Here is a 17,283-nt window from a genome sequence, read left to right on the forward strand (position 1 = left end):
CGACCTTCCTGCTTATACCTGTCGGCTTTACGTCACAGCGTTCCGTGTAAGTATTGGGCTTTGACGATACTAGCCGCCTCACCCCACTGTGCCGCCTAAACCGCTTCCTGTTCGTCAGGCCAGCATTTTGCTTTCGGTTTCCTTCAGATCCGCAGTCACCCACGGCACCCTTACCGTTCAGCTAACACTTCCCCTTACCGGGTGTGTAGAGGACTTTCACCTCCAAGTCACCGGTTTGGTCACCACAACCAACCCGGTTGCGCTCACGCGCAACGCGCCATGCCCAGCGCACTAGAAAAAAAAGAGGTCAGCAACCACGCTGACCTCTTTAACGATAACTTTCGGATGTAACGAAAGCGTATTATTTGCTGCTCAGACGCTCTTTAATACGAGCAGCCTTACCAGAACGCTCACGCAGATAGTACAATTTAGCTCTACGAACAGCACCACGACGTTTAACATTGATGCTGTCTACGACTGGGGAGTGAGTCTGGAATACACGCTCAACGCCTTCGCCGTTAGAAATCTTACGAACAGTGAATGCAGAGTGCAAACCGCGGTTACGGATAGCGATAACCACGCCCTCGAATGCCTGCAGACGTTTCTTAGAACCTTCTACGACCCATACCTTAACTTCCACGGTGTCACCTGGACGGAACGAAGGTACGTCTTGCTTCATCTGCTCTTGTTCAAGCTGTTTAATAATGTTGCTCATAATAACTCTCTTACCCTAGGTAAACTGATATATCAAAGACATTCCCTTCAGGGATATGTCTGGATTAACTTATTGCCTTAGTCAGATATTCCTGTTGGAACTCTACTAGCAATATCCTCTGCTCGTCAGTCAGAGCTAGGTTTTCTAGAAGTTCAGGTCTTCTAAGCCAAGTCCGGCCAAGCGATTGTTTCATACGCCAGCGATTAATCTCAGCATGGTTACCCGACAGTAGAACTGATGGAACCACCATACCATCTAATACCTCTGGGCGGGTATAGTGTGGACAATCCAGCAATCCATCAGCAAAAGAGTCTTCTTCTGCCGATGACTGATGCCCCAGAACTCCCGGGATAAACCGGGAAATGGAGTCAATCATAGCCATAGCAGGGATCTCACCGCCACTAAGCACGTAATCACCGATAGACCACTCTTCGTCAATCTCAGTTTGAATAACCCGCTCATCTATCCCCTCATAGCGACCACAAATCAGAATCAATTTCTCATTTGTTGCCAGCTCACAAACTCCTTGTTGAGTAAGTTTGCGCCCCTGAGGTGAAAGATAAATCACCTTCGCATCTTCGCCTGCCGCAGTTTTTGCTGTATGAATGGCTTCCCTTAAGGGCTGAACCATCATCAACATGCCTGGACCACCACCATAAGGCCGGTCGTCAACAGTACGATGCCGGTCATAGGTAAAATCCCTCGGATTCCAGCATTCAATACTTAACAAGCCATTTTTTACTGCTCGGCCAGTTACCCCATAATCGGTTATTGCGCGGAACATATCAGGAAACAGGCTAATAACCCCAATCCACATTACAGTGTCCCACTCATTTCAACCGTTTATAACCGGAGTTTAAAAACCAGGATCCCAGTCTACTTCAATAGTTTTAGTAGCGAGATCGACTTTCTTGATAACCTGCCCATCAAGAAACGGAATTAACCGCTCCTTGATACCGAATGCATCTTTCAGGTTTGCTTTAACTACCATTACGTCATTAGAGCCGGTTTCCATCATGTCACTAATAGTACCCAGGCTATAACCTGCTGTGTTCACTACTTGGCATCCTATAAGGTCCTTCCAGTAGTAATCACCAGCATCCAGCTCCGGCAGTTGCTCTGAATCCACGATAATTTCGCAATTAGTCAGCAAATTCGCAGCATCCCGATCATCAACACCTTTAATTTTGATGACCATATCCTGATTATGGTATTTCCATGCTTCCAATTCGATGTGCTGCCACCGGCCTGCACGTTGGATAAGCCATGGTTGATACTCAAAAATGCTTTCAGCATGCTCGGTGGAAGAAAAAACTCTGAGCCAACCACGAATACCATAAGCCGAACCTAGTTTTCCCAATACAATTGGTTCCACAGGAAGCTCAAAACTGGCTTGTTTGCTCATAGTTACCACCACGACAGATTAAGCTGCTTTTTTTGCGTCTTTGATCAGTGTAGAAACACGATCAGACACTGTTGCACCCAGACCAATCCAATGCTCAATACGGTCCAGATCTAAACGCAGTGCTTCTGCATTCCCTGTTGCAATAGGGTTGAAGAAACCAACGCGCTCAATAAAACGACCATCACGCGGGCTGCGGCTATCGGTCACTACTACTTGGTAAAACGGACGCTTTTTGGCGCCGCCACGAGCTAAACGAATTGTTACCATAACATCCTCATTAGTTAACAAAACAATCAGACTTCATCGAGGAATGAAGTCCGGTTGTCAGATAAAAAGCCCGAAAATTTTACTCACTTTGGCGCAAAAAGCAATCCAAAGTGGATATTCTTCGAGACTTTATCAATTAACGGCCCATAAATCCGGGTGGCATCATGCCTTTCATGCCACGCATCATTTTCGCCAGACCACCTTTTTTCATTTTCTTCATCATGCGCTGCATTTCATCGAATTGTTTAAGCAGGCGGTTAACATCTTGAACCTGGGTACCAGAACCATTAGCAATACGACGCTTACGGGAACCTTTGATAATTTCTGGTTTTTCCCGCTCCTTACGCGTCATCGAATTTATAATAGCTTCCATTTTTACCAGCACTTTATCATCCATCTGGGATTTCACTGCATCTGGCACTTGAGACATCCCCGGCATTTTACTTAACATGCTAGCCATGCCGCCCATATTGCGCATCTGCTTAAGTTGATCCAGAAAATCACTAAGATCGAATCCATCGCCTTTCTTCAGTTTGGAAGCCAGCTTTTCTGCCTGAGTGCGATCAACTTTACTTTCAATCTCTTCAATCAGGGAAAGAACATCACCCATTCCAAGAATACGAGATGCAATACGATCTGGATGGAAAGGCTCCAATGCATCAGTTTTTTCACCAACACCTAAGAATTTGATCGGCTTACCGGTAATATGACGAATAGACAACGCAGCACCGCCACGAGCATCACCATCGACTTTGGTCAACACAACACCTGTCAGAGGCAATGCTTCATTGAAAGCTTTTGCCGTATTAGCGGCATCCTGCCCAGTCATAGCATCAACAACGAATAAGGTTTCTACCGGATTGATGATTTCATGAACTTGTTTGATTTCATCCATCATGGCTTCGTCAACATGCAGACGACCAGCAGTATCTACTAAAAGCACGTCATAGAATTTCAACTTGGCGTGCTGTACAGCTTTCACCACGATATCAACTGGTTTCTCCTGAGCATCAGAAGGGAAGAAATCGATGCCGACCGTTTGTGCCAATGTTTCAAGCTGTTTAATAGCGGCTGGACGATAAACATCCGCAGATACAACTAAAACTTTTTTCTTCTGTCTTCCTTTCAGAAAATTACCCAGTTTAGCAACGCTAGTTGTTTTACCAGCACCTTGCAAACCTGCCATTAATACAACAGCTGGAGGCTGAGTAGAGAGATTCAGTTCACTGTTAACTTCTCCCATCGCCTTGACCAGCTCATTCTGAACAATTTTGACGAATTCCTGGCCAGGTGTAAGGCTCTTGTTAACTTCGTGGCCTACCGCACTCTCTTTAACGCACGAAATGAAGTCACGCACTACAGGCAATGCAACATCAGCCTCAAGTAAAGCCATGCGAACTTCGCGCAGTGTTTCTTTAATATTGTCTTCAGTCAGTCGCCCACGGCCACTGATATTGCGCAACGTGCGCGATAGTCTGTCGGTTAAATTATCAAACATTGTCTCTGCTCAATTTTTAAAAATGGGCTGCCTGTAAAGCGTATTTTGAAAATTATAACACGATGATAAAGGGATCTCTGCACAGAGATTTGCACTGATGAATGAACAACGGTTGGAGGCTATCCTTGCTGGCGTTATACTTAAGCTTGGTTCAACCTAAAACTATCGTTAAAACGACTAACGCTATGCCAGTATTCTTTATAATTGCTCTACTCGCTTATTTATTCAGCCTGGTACTGATTATTCCCGGCTTATTGCAGAAACCTAATGGATACCGCAGACTGGCATTGATTTCTGCGATTGTAGCCTTAATTTGTCATGCTATTGCGCTTAAATACCAAATCTTTCGCGTCGGCAGTGGGCAGAACCTCACACTACTGAACTTGGGTTCTATTGTTAGTTTGCTCATCTGTATCATAATGACAATTGTCGCTTCCCATGGTCGTGCCTGGTTTCTGCTGCCCATAGTATATAGTTTTGCCATAATAAATCTGGCATTAGCTAGCCTTATGCCAGGTGAATTTATTACCCATTTAGAAGCTAGCCTTGAATTATCCATTCATATTGGTCTAGCGCTTCTTGGTTATGCGACCTTACTCATTGCCGCGCTGTATGCTTTACAGCTTAGGTGGTTAGATCATAAGCTTAAAAATAAGAAACTGACTTTTATTCAAAATATGCCCCCATTGATGTTCATAGAACGCAAAATGTTTCATATCACTCAGGTTGGCGTAATATTGCTGACTCTGACACTCTGCACCGGTATTCTTTACATGGACAATATTTTCAGTAAGGAAAATATCCATAAAGCAGTTTTGTCTATCGTCGCTTGGTTTGTCTACATTGTTTTATTATGGGGTCATTACCATGATGGATGGCGCGGTAAACGAGTCATCTGGTTTAACCTAATTGGTGCATTTACCCTGACGCTCGCCTATTTTGGTAACCGATTGCTACAGGAAATTATGATTTATTAAGAATCATGATGGTCAATCAATAGTTAGAAGGAAACCTGCTTTGGAGCATGTCCCAACAAGCACATTAATTATTATTTTAATCATTATGCTTATTGTTTCTGCATACTTCTCCGCTTCAGAGACAGGTGTAATGACACTAAACTGCTACCGCTTACGTCATCTGGCAAAGCAAGGAAGCCGGACTGACTGTTGATGAATACGGAGATATTCAAGGGCTGGTAACTGTTGAAAATATCCTCAAAGAAATTGTTGGTGATTTTACAACATCAATGTCTCCTTCCCTGTCTGAAGAAGTTTCACAACAAAGCGGTGGAACTATTTTAGTTGACGGAACAACCAATATCCGCGAATTGAATAAAGCTTTTGACTGAGCATTACCTGTTGATGGATCACAAACTGTTAATAGTATGGTACTTGAAGAATTAGGAGACATACCTTCTCTAAATGTACAAGTACAAATCGGTAAATATAATTTTGAAGTACTTTCAATGAACGATAATGTTATTAAACAAGTTCGAGTAACACCTGATTAGCCAACTTTCTGAACAAGAAACACAGACAACCCAGACAATTTCTGATGAAAACCTCACACCGCCGGAAGTACGTAACCACAACCTCCAGCGGCATATTCCTGTTAATATCTTATCTCAGGAATTCGAAATATCATCACTACTGAACTATACGCGCAATTCTGTCAGTTTTTCTTCTGGCAATGCTAATTCATCATTCTTATTAACACGAACATCCGAATCAAGAATATGGTGTGCAATATCCTGAGCTTCTGCCAGTGAATGCATGTGATAAGTACCGCACTGATAAACATTCAGCTCTGGAATCTGACTCTGATCTTTCACTTTCAAGACATCAGCCATAGCCGCTTTCCATGCATCCGCAACGCGGGTTTCTGCTGGTGAGCCAATCAAGCTCATATAAAAACCTGTTCGACATCCCATTGGCGATATATCAATAATTTCAACACCTTCGCCATTGAGGTGATTGCGCATAAAACCAGCAAATAAATGTTCAAGTGTATGAATGCCCTTCTCAGGCATAACTTCTTCATTTGGTACACAGAAACGTAAGTCAAAAACTGTGATGGTATCGCCATGAGGAGTCTTCATGGTCTTAGCAACTCTTACAGCGGGTGCCGCCATACGAGTATGATCAACAGTAAAACTATCCAGTAAAGGCATTTCTTCATCTCCATAAAAAATTCAGATTTTTACAAGCAAATGAAACCTTTTCATCTGCCACCGGTTGTAAAGAATGAAAGACGCGTCATTATTATCCCTATTTCTAAAGAATTCATTTGGCCACTTTTACTTAGTGGCCATCTTCTTTCCTAACACCCTGTCTGTTGTTTCAGATACTCATCAAAACTAATGGTTTCTTCTTGTTCCAACGCGCCTTGTCGCTCCACGGAAGCTCTGCGTTCTATAGCGAACTGTTCGTCGCTAATAACCTCATATTCTTCATTAATCAATTGCTGATGATATTCATCTGCCAACTCTAGCCCAAAACTACCAATGCCTTGGATCTTCATTTTTTCCAACACACGAGCCGATAACGTTAGTGATGAATCATCAAACATAGCAATCAATTCTTCACAAACCTTCTGATATTGTGTGCCAGAACAACTATCCAATATTACAGCAACCCGTTTCAAGTCATTGAGTAATTCTTGGCCAACTTTTATTAACGGCTCTTCTACATTTCCACAACCAAAACCTATTACTTGCCCTGGTTTACGTCCTTCAAGGATTACCCTATCCCAGTTTTTGCGGCAACAATCCAACTCATCACTGCTCATTTCCGGCGCTTCAGCGAGCACACACCATATTAAAAATAGATCAAGAAAACGAATTTGTGTTTCATCGACACCAATCGCTGTAAATGGATTAATATCCAATGAACGGACTTCAATATATTCCACGCCCCCACGCAGTAAAGCATCAGAAGGCGATTCATTCTCTTTTATGACACGCTTAGGCCGGATTGGTGCATACAACTCATTTTCAATCTGTAAGACGTTTGTATTGAGCTGAATATGTTTATCACCTTGCTTAATTCCCAATCTAGCAAACTCTTCAGAGGGTTTGTGAATTGCTTTTTTCAGTTCCGCCACGTAGGTTCGTAAATTATTAAACGTAATATTCAGATCACTTTGTGATTTATTGGTATATCCTAAGTTACTCATCCTCAATGAAGTAGCATAAGGCAGATAACAAGTGCCCTCTTGTACTTGTTCAAAAGACAAAGAAGTCTCTCTACCACGCAAGAATGAAGAACAAATCGCAGGGGAGGCCCCAAACAGGTATGGGATCACCCATCCAAAGCGATAATAGTTACGGATCAGTCGGAAGTAACCATCAGAGATCTTATCCTTACCACTCTCCGCATCTTCAACTCCAGCCCATGCCTGCCAAAATTCAATTGGTAATGAAAAATTATAATGAACCCCCGAAATGGTCTGCATTAGAGCGCCATAACGATTCTTCAAACCTTCACGGTATAAGGTTTTATAACGACCAATATTCGATGTGCCATACTGAGCCAAAGTAATATTTTCTTCCGCATCAATAAAACATGGCATACTCAAAGGCCACATTTTTTCCTTACCCAACATACGCGCTGCATGACGATGAATATCTCTAAGAAACGAAATAGTATTTTTTATGTCATTATCAACTGGTGTTATGAATTCTAACAATGACTCTGCAAAGTCAGTAGTAATCCATTTATGCGTAAGCGCTACGCCAAGTGTTTCAGGGTGCTTCGTTACTGCCAAATGACCATCTGGAGTAATACGCAATGCTTCACGCTCAACACCACGACGAATTCCCTTTAAAATTGTCGGATGCGCCTCTAGCCATGACAGAGCTTTTGATACGTCCGGGATCAATTCGACCTCCCGTAGTGTTTTAGAAGAATTTTTATAAGCGTTTACTTTATATTAAACGAGGCGAATTGTCGCTGATTAGATATATAAGCCAAAACGTTTCAGTTCCATATGGAAGCTAATTATGGAAAGGAATAAAAACAAAAGCCCCGGCTATTTAGCCGGGGCTTAATATGGCGCATCCAGAAGGATTCGAACCTCCGACCGCTCGGTTCGTAGCCGAGTACTCTATCCAGCTGAGCTATGGATGCGTATTCTGTTTTTTATCCCGGTAAGAAGGCAACAGCTGCTTTGATTACCCGAATGACACCCTGAACAACTTCATCTCAAGGCTAAATATGGCGCATCCAGAAGGATTCGAACCTCCGACCGCTCGGTTCGTAGCCGAGTACTCTATCCAGCTGAGCTATGGATGCATATTCTGTTTTTTATCCCGGTAATAAGGCAGCAGCTGCTTTTATTACCCGAATGACACCCTGAACAATTTCATCTCAAGGTTAAATATGCGCATCCAGAAGGATTCGAACCTCCGACCGCTCGGTTCGTAGCCGAGTACTCTATCCAGCTGAGCTATGGATGCGTGATTTAAATGGCGGTGAGAGAGGGATTCGAACCCTCGATGCAGCTCTTAACCGCATACTCCCTTAGCAGGGGAGCGCCTTCAGCCTCTCGGCCATCTCACCTTACGCTTTCTTTCGAACTGTGGCTAAGAACTTTTGTTTAAGCTCCTCGTCACTGCGTGGCGCACATATTACTTTCCCAGACTTATAAGTCAAACAATTTTTCTAAACCCGTGTTTGTTTGAACATTTAGCACACAGAGCGGCCAGTTTAACATCGAAAAGTGTGCTTTATCAGCAGTAAATTATCTCAAAATTGAAATTTATGTAAGTCATTATTCACTACAATAATAACATCATAGGCATTGCCTTTTCTTACCAATAGAAAAACAAAAAAGAGGAAACAATAGGTAGGAATAAAGACCCATAGGATACTAACAGAGGGGGAAATACCTCAAAAATGGCGCCCGGTTCCGGTTCTGACAGAGATAGGACGCCAACTTAGAGTCAATAAGTTGTTGGCTGAGATTTTTCGGCCTGAATTCGCTGATAAATTTCTTCACGGTGAACAGAAACTTCTTTAGGGGCATTCACACCAATACGAACTTGGTTACCTTTAACCCCCAGTACTGTAACTGTTACCTCATCGCCTATCATGAGTGTTTCACCAACTCGACGAGTCAGAATAAGCATTCTTTGCTCCTTGAAAATTTAAAAGAGTCGGGTCATTAGGTTTCCCCGCTATTATCCATCAAACACCGTGAAAACGTAAAACAATGGTATATGCTTAAAGTATAAGCAATTTTGAGCGCATTTCCTACATATTATAGTTTAGCCAAAATAAATATGCACTCAACCTTTTAACAATTTCACAACAAGATTTCAAGGCACCATAAAATAACGATTATAGTGCCTTTAAAACTCAGGTAACTTAGGTAATACCGCTTATAAACGCGATGCTACCCAATCTTCCACGCTATCCAAAGCAGACGGTAATGCCTTAACATCAGTCCCCCCCGCTTGAGCCATATCAGGACGACCTCCACCCTTGCCACCGATTTGCTGAGCTATAGAAGAAATTAATTCACCTGCTTTTATTCTAGCAGTCAGATCCTTTGTGACACCAACAATTAAGCTGACTTTATCATCACTTATAGTAGAAAGCACAATAATTGCTGAACCTAGTTGATTTTTAAGATCATCGACCATAGTTCTCAACGTCTTAGGTTCTGTATTATTCAATTGGCTTACCAATAATTTCACACCCTTCACTTCTTTCGCTTTGCTTGCCAAAAAAGAGCTTTCCTGTGCTGCGTTTTGATCTTTAAGCTGTTGAAGCTCTTTTTCTAGTACCTTGGTTTTATCCAGTATTCCCCGTACTTTATCGTTCAGGTTATTGATATCACCTTTCACCAATTGAGCAATATCCTGAAGCAAATCATCCTGTTGATACACAGATTCTAGTGCTTTCTTGCCTGTAATTGCTTCTATTCTACGTATACCAGCAGCAGTACCAGACTCAGCAGTAATACGGAATAAACCAATATCACCAGTACGGCTTGCATGAGTTCCTCCACATAACTCAGTGGAAAAATTCCCCATTGAGAGTACACGGACTTTCTCTTCGTATTTTTCACCAAATAGTGCCATTGCCCCTTTAGCTTTCGCTGCTTCCAGATCCATTAATTCAGTAATGACAGGTGAATTCTTACGAATTTCAGCATTAACTAGATCTTCTACCTGACGGATCTGTTCCAGTTTCATCGCCTCAAAATGCGAGAAATCAAAACGAAGATATTTATCGTTAACCAAGGAGCCTTTCTGAGATACGTGTTCACCCAAAATCTGACGTAGTGCAGCATGTAACAAATGGGTTGCTGAATGATTTAAACGGATCGCATCACGGCGTTCTATATCAATAACAGCATTGATCTCATGGTTTACACTTAAGGTCCCCTTTTCAAGCATACCGATATGACCGATAGCTTGACCATATTTTTGTGTATCAATAACACAAAAAGCACAATCAGCATTACTCAGAATACCTGAGTCACCAACTTGTCCACCGGACTCAGCATAAAAAGCTGTTTTATCCAATATAACAATTGCTTCTTCACCTGCTTGAATTTGATTGACTGATTCACCATGACAGAAGATAGCGGTTACTTTTGTCTGCTGTTCGTTATGAACGTAACCAGAGAAATCACTGCGCTCATCAACCTTAATCAGTTCGTTATAATCCGCACCAAAACCACTTGATTCACGTGCGCGACGACGCTGATTTTCCATTGCTACTGCGAAACCGTCTTCATCAACCTTAATATTACGCTCACGACAGACATCAGCGGTTAAATCCACAGGGAAACCATAGGTATCGTACAGACGGAATGCAGTTTCACCATCCAGGATATCACCGGACAATTTTACTAGTTCATCGTCCAGCAACTGAAGCCCACGTTCCAGAGTACGGGCAAATTGCTCTTCTTCTGTCTTCAAGACCTGCTCAACAATGGCTTGCTGGCGTTTAAGCGCTTCTCCCGCAGCGCCCATCACTTCTATCAATGGTGCAACCAGTTTGTAGAAGAAGGTATCTTTAGCCCCCAACATGTTACCGTGACGGATAGCGCGGCGGATAATGCGGCGCAGCACATAACCACGATTTTCATTAGAAGGAATGACGCCATCACAAATCAAGAAAGCACATGAACGAATATGATCAGCAATAACCCGCAAAGATTTATTACTCAGATCATCTGTAGCACCAGTAACATTCGCTACAGCCGCAATCAAGTCACTAAACAGATCGATCTCATAATTGGAATTGACATGCTGTAGTACAGCCGCAATACGCTCTAACCCCATTCCAGTATCTACGGATGGTTTTGGCAATGGTTCCATCACGCCGTCAGCATGGCGGTTGAACTGCATAAAGACGATATTCCAGATTTCAATATATCTGTCACCATCTTCTTCCGTGCTTCCAGGCGGTCCACCCCAAATATGGTCACCATGATCATAGAAAATTTCAGTACAAGGGCCGCAAGGTCCAGTATCACCCATCTGCCAGAAGTTATCTGATGCATAAGGAGCGCCTTTATTATCACCAATGCGGATAATTCTTTCTGCGGGTATTCCAACCTCATTTTGCCAGATATCATAGGCTTCATTATCGGTATGATAGACAGTCACCCATAATTTTTCTTTAGGCAAATTGAACCAATCTTTGCCCGTCAGAAGTTCCCAAGCATAGTTAATAGCATCATGTTTGAAATAGTCACCAAAACTAAAATTACCCAACATCTCAAAGAAAGTATGATGACGCGCGGTGTAACCTACGTTTTCTAAATCATTATGCTTACCACCGGCACGAACACAGCGTTGAGCAGTTGTTGCTCGGGAATAAGATCTTTTGTCCAGTCCAAGAAATACATCCTTAAACTGATTCATTCCTGCGTTGGTAAACAGTAGAGTTGGGTCATTATTTGGAACCAAAGAACTACTTGGTACTACCTGATGCCCTTTAGTATGAAAAAAGTCGAGAAACGCTTGACGGATCTCAGCGGTGCTTTTGCTCATAATTGTCCCGAAATCAAGCTGGAAAAAACAGATTTATGAATTGGTCAGGTGGAATGTTCATCACCTATTTTCAACTCACGAATAAACAAAGTGGGGATAAGATAAAATTTCTTCTATTAGAAGTAAAATCCCAGATACATCCATTCGCCGACAGCATTGTAAATCGTCTGGGTATTTTCTGAAAGCATGATCGCATTATACGGATAACACTTGCTCTCTCAAGAAGGAACCGCACCATCATTAATGCGGTTAAAGTTTAATAGTAAACTAAGCTTAGTAATAAAATTTTACCGATGTAATACATCCTGTCTTTATTACAAGAAATTTACCATTTCATAGGCCATGACTGCTTGTTCAGAACTGATCTAATATAAGATTCCGCATAGACAAAAAAGCATATTTCACCACTTATTATCCAGAACACAACGCATTACTCTTGCTTTTATCCCTGTCCAATATTAGACAGGGGTTACGGAAATTCTTGCTAATACAGACTATCGATACAGTTAGACTAAAATTCTTCGTTATTAATCTCTTCGCTTCCGCTGTCTCCGTCTTCATAGTCAGAAGCGGCGCTGCTAAATTCTCCAGCATTATGTAACAACATTTCGCGTAATTTTTTATCCAACTCAGTAGCAGTTTCAGGATGTTCTTTCAGATAGGTAGTAGCATTCGCTTTTCCCTGACCAATTTTATCACCATTGTGGCTGTACCATGCACCTGCTTTTTCTATCAGTTTATGCTTCACACCTAAATCGATTAATTCCCCATAAGTGTTGATGCCTTCACCATACATAATCTGGAATTCTGCTTGCTTAAATGGCGCCGCCACTTTGTTTTTCACAACTTTAACGCGAGTTTCACTCCCAATAACCTCTTCACCATTTTTTACAGAACCAATGCGACGAATATCCAGACGGACAGAAGCATAGAATTTCAGTGCATTACCACCGGTTGTCGTTTCAGGGTTACCAAACATGACACCTATTTTCATACGGATCTGGTTAATAAAGATCAACAGTGTATTGGAGCTTTTCAGGTTACCCGCTAATTTGCGCATTGCCTGGCTCATCATACGCGCTGCCAACCCCATATGAGAATCGCCAATTTCCCCTTCTATCTCAGCTTTTGGTGTTAAGGCAGCAACGGAGTCCACAATAATGACATCAACCGCACCGGAACGCGTCAGCGCATCACATATCTCAAGAGCTTGTTCACCCGTATCTGGTTGAGAACACAATAGGTTATCAATATCAACACCGAGTTTCTTAGCATATACAGGATCAAGAGCATGTTCAGCATCAATAAACGCACAGGTTTTACCTTCGCGTTGTGCTGCGGCAATAACCTGTAATGTGAGCGTTGTCTTACCAGAAGATTCTGGCCCATAGATTTCAACAATACGCCCCATCGGCAAGCCACCAGCACCTAACGCAATATCCAGTGACAGTGAACCAGTGGAGATAGTTTCAACGTCCATTGAACGGTCTTCGCCCAGACGCATAATGGAACCTTTACCAAATTGTTTTTCAATTTGGCCTAGTGCCGCTGCCAGTGCTTTTTGTTTATTTTCATCAATAGCCATTTTTACTCCCTCGTAAGCAATGAAAGGTTACCTCACTGCCGATGAATAATTGTCTGATACTAAAATGTTACCTGCAATTATACTGTATAATCATACAGCATCAAGCTAATTTTTTATAATCACTAATAGCAATGTCTTTAGAGAATAGATTGCAGCTTGAAGGCGAACTTCATTTCGATCGCCGTTAAAACAGCAATGACGGGTGACAACTTCTATTCCATTTTCTGTACGGTGTGCAAACCCAAACCATACTGTACCAACAGGTTTTTTTTCGCTGCCTCCATCAGGACCAGCGATACCACTGACAGAAACGGCAAGATCTGCTTGCGCTGCTTTCAATGCCCCTATTGCCATTTCTTTCACAACCTGCTCACTGACAGCACCATATTGTTGTAAAACTGTTTCTGATACACCAAGCATCTGATGCTTGGCTTTATTGCTGTATGTCACAAAGCCCCGATCAAAATAAGCGGAACTACCAGCAATATCCGAGATTACTTTCGCTAGCCAACCACCTGTGCAGGATTCAGCAAAAGTTACCCACCGTTTTTGCTGTTTCAGTTTCTTTCCCAACTCAATACTAAGCTGAGTCAAAATTTTTTCATCCATAACACACCTTTTATTCAGCAAAAGATCAATTTTTTTGAAACCGATTCCAAATCCACAAACTAGTAATTGTCAGCGCAAACAATGCACCAAAACCTATTCCTGCAGTAACAACCGGGACACCTATTTTTACGGCCAGTGAATACAAACCAAGCATCAGCAACATGGCTGTATTTTCACCTAAATTCTGCACTGCAATTGCATTACCCGCTCCAACTGTTTGTCTTCCTCTTTCCTGCAATAATGCATTCAATGGAACAACAAACACTCCTCCTAAAATACCGAGAATAATTAATATGATATGAGAAGCCCAAATATTCTGCTGAACAGCAAAAATTGCCACCATCACACCAATTAGAATGCCAGCCGGCATACAACGGTACACTGTCTTCAAAGTAATAAGACGGGCAGCAACACCTGCACCAATAATAACCCCAATAGCAACCATGACGTTAAGTACTGTTGGTGTGCTGTTATCAGTAATTCCCAGAACGACAGGTACCCATAAGACCAACAGAAATCTCAATGTTACACCCGCTCCCCAAAACAAACTGGTGCCAACCAAAGAAAACCGTGCTCCTTTGTTATACCAAAGAATACAACATGCTGAAATAAAGTCTGTCAGCATCCTTTTCAAATTCCAATCCCTATCTTGATGGACTGCCGATAAGCGAGGAATGAAGAAATTAGCAATGGCAGCGATACCATATATTGATGCACAAGCAAATAACGCGACGGTCAAGTTCCAATCAGATAAAAAACCACCAGCAACAGAACCAATGAGAATAGCCATTATGGTTGAAGCCTCCATTAAACTATTAGCTTTCACCAAACGATCACCATCGGTTAGTTCAACCAAAATTCCGTATTTAGCCGGTGAATATGAAGCTGCACCAATCCCAACCAAAGCATAACCAAAAAATGGATCGTAACCCAGGCAAATACTAAGCGCGCCCAATAACTTGAAACTATTAGCAAATAACATCACTCTGCCTTTTGGGAAGCCATCTGCTATTTTCCCCACAAAAGGCGCTAATAAGATATACGCAACGACAAACATAATCTGCAATATCGGCTGGCTCCAGTCTGGGTAAAGCTGTACCTTCAACTGTGCCAGAATTGCAAAAAACAGAGCATTATCTGCAAAAGCCGAACAAAACTGCGATATTAATACTGCTTTCATACCGCGGGTTAATAGCGGTTGAGCCACAACAGAAGATTTATCCACAATTGCTATTCCTGTCCAGCTTCAGTTATTTTATGTTTCATTCTACCGAGAATAGTACAGAATCCCTGCTCATCAATTGAAACAATATCTCCGGTGTCGTACCAACCAGACTGGATATTCCCATACTCATCTTCCGCCGATGGTTGTTCCAAATGATTTGGATCTTCAACTCTCAGATACCCTTTCATCATATTCGGGCCTCGCAATTGCAAACATCCTCCTTCTTTGATACCTGCTACCGATATCAAACGGAATTCCATTTCCGGCAAAATTCGCCCGACAGTACCAACTTTAGCCATCATTGGCACATTTAATGCAACAACAGGCGCACACTCTGTCATTCCATATCCTTCCAAAATGCGAATACCGAATTTATCTTGCCAAATGCGCTTAGTATTTTCAGAAAGCTTTTCAACACCAGCCAAAACATTGCGAAGACGTGCAAAATCATATTGATGAGCAAAAGAGGCATAATTTTCCAGGCAAGTGGATGTGCCTAATAATACAGTGCAATTGCGTTCATATACCAATTCTGGCACCATCCGATAATGCAATGGATTTGGGTAGAGAAATATCCGGCAACCCGCCAACAGAGGAGTCAATAGGCCAACAGTCAATCCAAATGCATGAAACAATGGTAAAGAAGACATAAAACGATCAAGTGGATTGAAATCAGTAATAGTTTTTATCTGTTCCACATTGGCCAATAAACTGGAATGACTATGAACTACTCCCTTTGGTACTGCTTCTAAACCGGACGTAAATAACACCAAAGCGTCGTCATCGGGTTTTTGTTCCACCATCGCTTGCTTCGGAAGAAGGAGGTGCCACAAGATCCATAATTTATCCAGAAAAGTAACCGTACCTTCCAAATCCTCAAGATAAACCCAATTAACTTCGGTAACCTGTTCAGATAAATAAGTTAACTTCTCCTTTTTCAGAAACTGCCGAGAAGTCACAATAGTTTTAATACTAGCTGCTGTTACAGCATTTTTCAGCCCATTACTATCCACCGTATAGTTTAACAGAGCGGGTATTCTTCCCCTCAAAGATGCCCCGAATATCGCAGACACCATAATAGTAGAATTTGGTAAAAGAAAACCGACACGTTCCCCCTGACAGGTAAAACGCTGCAAAACACAGCTGATACCCAGTATTTTTTTGAGTAAACTGTTATAACTATCCTCTTTAAAAGAAATATCTTCAATACAGGGCTTAAAACGACCAAATCGTTTCTGTGCAGCTAATAAAGATTCAAATATTGTTTCTTGCGGACGAGCTGCCATTCGTGCACTCATCATTATTTGATGCAAGCGTTCTCCCGCTAAACGACGTTTCTGTTCCGCATTAGGTGCATCTGGCATCGGTAATTGTGTAGCTGGCAGGATTTTTATTGTCACCTTCGGAAAAAGATGCAATTTGAAAATACCTTTTAATCGACTGAATATCGTTTTTTCCAACCCTTCAATGCGTACAGGCACTACCACCGCTTCCGATATCGCTGCAATAAAAGCTGCCCCATCATAGGTTTTCATTAAAGAACCGGTAACAGTAATTCTCCCTTCAGGAAAAACAACTATTGGTCGTCCTTTTTCTATTTCTCTGACGAGTAACCTGACTGCCATGGGATTGATTGGATCTAAAGGAACTATTTCAACATAGCGCCTTACCAGTTTCATAAAACCACGGTTGGCAATGCTGGAATAGACAGCGAATACCGGCTTGGTTGGTAAGAAGAGTGTTAGTAAAACACCATCAAGAAAAGAGACATGATTAGGTGTAATAAGACATTTTGGGTAGGTAAATTGTTTAAGATCCCCTTCTATTGTTAAACGAAACATTAAACGAAAAACAAACTTTAGAAATTTAAACAACATATCGGTATCTCAGCTTATTTGAAAAATAAATAGAAAATACTATTTATTACTCAATACCATAATATTCTTATTTTTAAATAAAAAAAAATTC

Annotated in this window: 14 protein-coding genes, 4 tRNA genes and 2 pseudogenes; 3 read left to right on the plus strand and 17 right to left on the minus strand. The window is 41.9% G+C overall.

What is annotated here, in order from left to right:
* Nucleotides 1-361 precede the first annotated feature (361 nt).
* From rplS to ffh, 5 genes are all read right to left on the minus strand, one after another.
* Nucleotides 362-715: a 50S ribosomal protein L19 gene (rplS, locus tag BO26_RS07365; RefSeq protein ID WP_015835322.1), complete on the minus strand. Its 354-nt coding sequence runs from the start codon at nt 713-715 to the stop codon at nt 362-364.
* Nucleotides 716-779: 64 nt separating this feature from the next.
* Entirely contained in the window at nt 780-1,532 is a 753-nt protein-coding gene (gene trmD, locus BO26_RS07370) for a tRNA (guanosine(37)-N1)-methyltransferase TrmD (protein ID WP_036770529.1), read from the minus strand.
* Between the two features lie 39 nt (nt 1,533-1,571).
* Entirely contained in the window at nt 1,572-2,120 is a 549-nt protein-coding gene (gene rimM / locus BO26_RS07375) for a ribosome maturation factor RimM (protein WP_036770532.1), read from the minus strand.
* Between the two features lie 18 nt (nt 2,121-2,138).
* Nucleotides 2,139-2,387 (minus strand): 30S ribosomal protein S16, encoded by a 249-nt coding sequence (gene rpsP / locus BO26_RS07380; protein ID WP_036770534.1) that lies wholly within the window; start codon nt 2,385-2,387, stop codon nt 2,139-2,141.
* Nucleotides 2,388-2,523: 136 nt separating this feature from the next.
* Nucleotides 2,524-3,885 (minus strand): signal recognition particle protein, encoded by a 1,362-nt coding sequence (ffh, locus tag BO26_RS07385; protein ID WP_036770537.1) that lies wholly within the window; start codon nt 3,883-3,885, stop codon nt 2,524-2,526.
* A 185-nt stretch (nt 3,886-4,070) separates the two neighbouring features.
* On the opposite strand from ffh, the gene BO26_RS07390 reads away from it, so the two are divergent.
* From BO26_RS07390 to BO26_RS21995, 3 genes and pseudogenes are all read left to right on the plus strand, one after another.
* Nucleotides 4,071-4,862, plus strand: coding sequence for a cytochrome C assembly family protein (locus BO26_RS07390; protein WP_036770708.1), 792 nt, complete (start codon nt 4,071-4,073; stop codon nt 4,860-4,862).
* Between the two features lie 85 nt (nt 4,863-4,947).
* Nucleotides 4,948-5,055, plus strand: a complete 108-nt coding sequence (locus tag BO26_RS24615; protein WP_420864692.1) for a hypothetical protein — start codon at nt 4,948-4,950, stop codon at nt 5,053-5,055.
* Nucleotides 5,033-5,395, plus strand: a pseudogene (locus BO26_RS21995) (transporter associated domain-containing protein); the annotation flags it as partial. The gene BO26_RS24615 and the pseudogene BO26_RS21995, both read left to right, overlap by 23 nt.
* Nucleotides 5,396-5,539: 144 nt before the next feature.
* Here the strand turns inward: BO26_RS21995 and luxS are convergent.
* From luxS to aas, 12 genes and pseudogenes are all read right to left on the minus strand, one after another.
* The gene (gene luxS, locus BO26_RS07395) at nt 5,540-6,055 is read right to left on the minus strand and encodes an S-ribosylhomocysteine lyase (RefSeq protein WP_036770539.1); all 516 of its coding nucleotides are present in this window, start codon (nt 6,053-6,055) and stop codon (nt 5,540-5,542) included.
* Nucleotides 6,056-6,204: 149 nt separating this feature from the next.
* Complete coding sequence (gshA, locus tag BO26_RS07400) at nt 6,205-7,764, minus strand: glutamate--cysteine ligase (protein ID WP_036770542.1); 1,560 nt, start codon at nt 7,762-7,764, stop codon at nt 6,205-6,207.
* Nucleotides 7,765-7,935: 171 nt separating this feature from the next.
* Nucleotides 7,936-8,012: transfer RNA gene (locus BO26_RS07405), tRNA-Arg, on the minus strand.
* A gap of 88 nt (nt 8,013-8,100) precedes the next feature.
* A tRNA-Arg gene (locus BO26_RS07410) sits at nt 8,101-8,177 on the minus strand.
* 90 nt (nt 8,178-8,267) lie between these two features.
* Nucleotides 8,268-8,341, minus strand: a tRNA-Arg gene (locus tag BO26_RS07415).
* Nucleotides 8,342-8,351: 10 nt separating this feature from the next.
* A tRNA-Ser gene (locus BO26_RS07420) sits at nt 8,352-8,444 on the minus strand.
* Nucleotides 8,445-8,827: 383 nt separating this feature from the next.
* Entirely contained in the window at nt 8,828-9,013 is a 186-nt protein-coding gene (csrA, locus tag BO26_RS07425) for a carbon storage regulator CsrA (RefSeq protein WP_002209449.1), read from the minus strand.
* A gap of 252 nt (nt 9,014-9,265) precedes the next feature.
* On the minus strand, nt 9,266-11,896 hold the full coding sequence (gene alaS / locus BO26_RS07430; RefSeq protein WP_036770550.1) for an alanine--tRNA ligase: 2,631 nt from the start codon (nt 11,894-11,896) through the stop codon (nt 9,266-9,268).
* A 511-nt stretch (nt 11,897-12,407) separates the two neighbouring features.
* Nucleotides 12,408-13,481 (minus strand): recombinase RecA, encoded by a 1,074-nt coding sequence (gene recA, locus BO26_RS07435; RefSeq protein WP_036770552.1) that lies wholly within the window; start codon nt 13,479-13,481, stop codon nt 12,408-12,410.
* A 105-nt stretch (nt 13,482-13,586) separates the two neighbouring features.
* Nucleotides 13,587-14,090, minus strand: coding sequence for a nicotinamide-nucleotide amidase (gene pncC, locus BO26_RS07440; protein ID WP_036770554.1), 504 nt, complete (start codon nt 14,088-14,090; stop codon nt 13,587-13,589).
* Nucleotides 14,091-14,115: 25 nt separating this feature from the next.
* Nucleotides 14,116-15,270: a lysophospholipid transporter LplT gene (lplT, locus tag BO26_RS07445; protein ID WP_051690905.1), complete on the minus strand. Its 1,155-nt coding sequence runs from the start codon at nt 15,268-15,270 to the stop codon at nt 14,116-14,118.
* 56 nt (nt 15,271-15,326) lie between these two features.
* Nucleotides 15,327-17,192: pseudogene (gene aas / locus BO26_RS07450) on the minus strand (bifunctional acyl-ACP--phospholipid O-acyltransferase/long-chain-fatty-acid--ACP ligase); the annotation flags it as partial.
* Nucleotides 17,193-17,283 lie beyond the last annotated feature (91 nt).

Source organism: Photorhabdus australis DSM 17609 (genome assembly GCF_000711895.1).
In the GTDB taxonomy this organism is placed as follows: Bacteria; Pseudomonadota; Gammaproteobacteria; order Enterobacterales; family Enterobacteriaceae; genus Photorhabdus; species Photorhabdus australis.

Coding starts and splice junctions, on each gene's coding strand:
- pncC (WP_036770554.1), bottom strand. CDS start 14,090: ATGGATGAAAAAATTTTGACTCAGCTTAGTATTGAGTTGGGAAAGAAA.
- trmD (WP_036770529.1), bottom strand. CDS start 1,532: ATGTGGATTGGGGTTATTAGCCTGTTTCCTGATATGTTCCGCGCAATA.
- rpsP (WP_036770534.1), bottom strand. CDS start 2,387: ATGGTAACAATTCGTTTAGCTCGTGGCGGCGCCAAAAAGCGTCCGTTT.
- BO26_RS24615 (WP_420864692.1), top strand. CDS start 4,948: ATGCTTATTGTTTCTGCATACTTCTCCGCTTCAGAGACAGGTGTAATG.
- lplT (WP_051690905.1), bottom strand. CDS start 15,270: ATGAAAGCAGTATTAATATCGCAGTTTTGTTCGGCTTTTGCAGATAAT.
- recA (WP_036770552.1), bottom strand. CDS start 13,481: ATGGCTATTGATGAAAATAAACAAAAAGCACTGGCAGCGGCACTAGGC.
- luxS (WP_036770539.1), bottom strand. CDS start 6,055: ATGCCTTTACTGGATAGTTTTACTGTTGATCATACTCGTATGGCGGCA.
- ffh (WP_036770537.1), bottom strand. CDS start 3,885: ATGTTTGATAATTTAACCGACAGACTATCGCGCACGTTGCGCAATATC.
- BO26_RS07390 (WP_036770708.1), top strand. CDS start 4,071: ATGCCAGTATTCTTTATAATTGCTCTACTCGCTTATTTATTCAGCCTG.
- rplS (WP_015835322.1), bottom strand. CDS start 715: ATGAGCAACATTATTAAACAGCTTGAACAAGAGCAGATGAAGCAAGAC.
- rimM (WP_036770532.1), bottom strand. CDS start 2,120: ATGAGCAAACAAGCCAGTTTTGAGCTTCCTGTGGAACCAATTGTATTG.
- alaS (WP_036770550.1), bottom strand. CDS start 11,896: ATGAGCAAAAGCACCGCTGAGATCCGTCAAGCGTTTCTCGACTTTTTT.
- csrA (WP_002209449.1), bottom strand. CDS start 9,013: ATGCTTATTCTGACTCGTCGAGTTGGTGAAACACTCATGATAGGCGAT.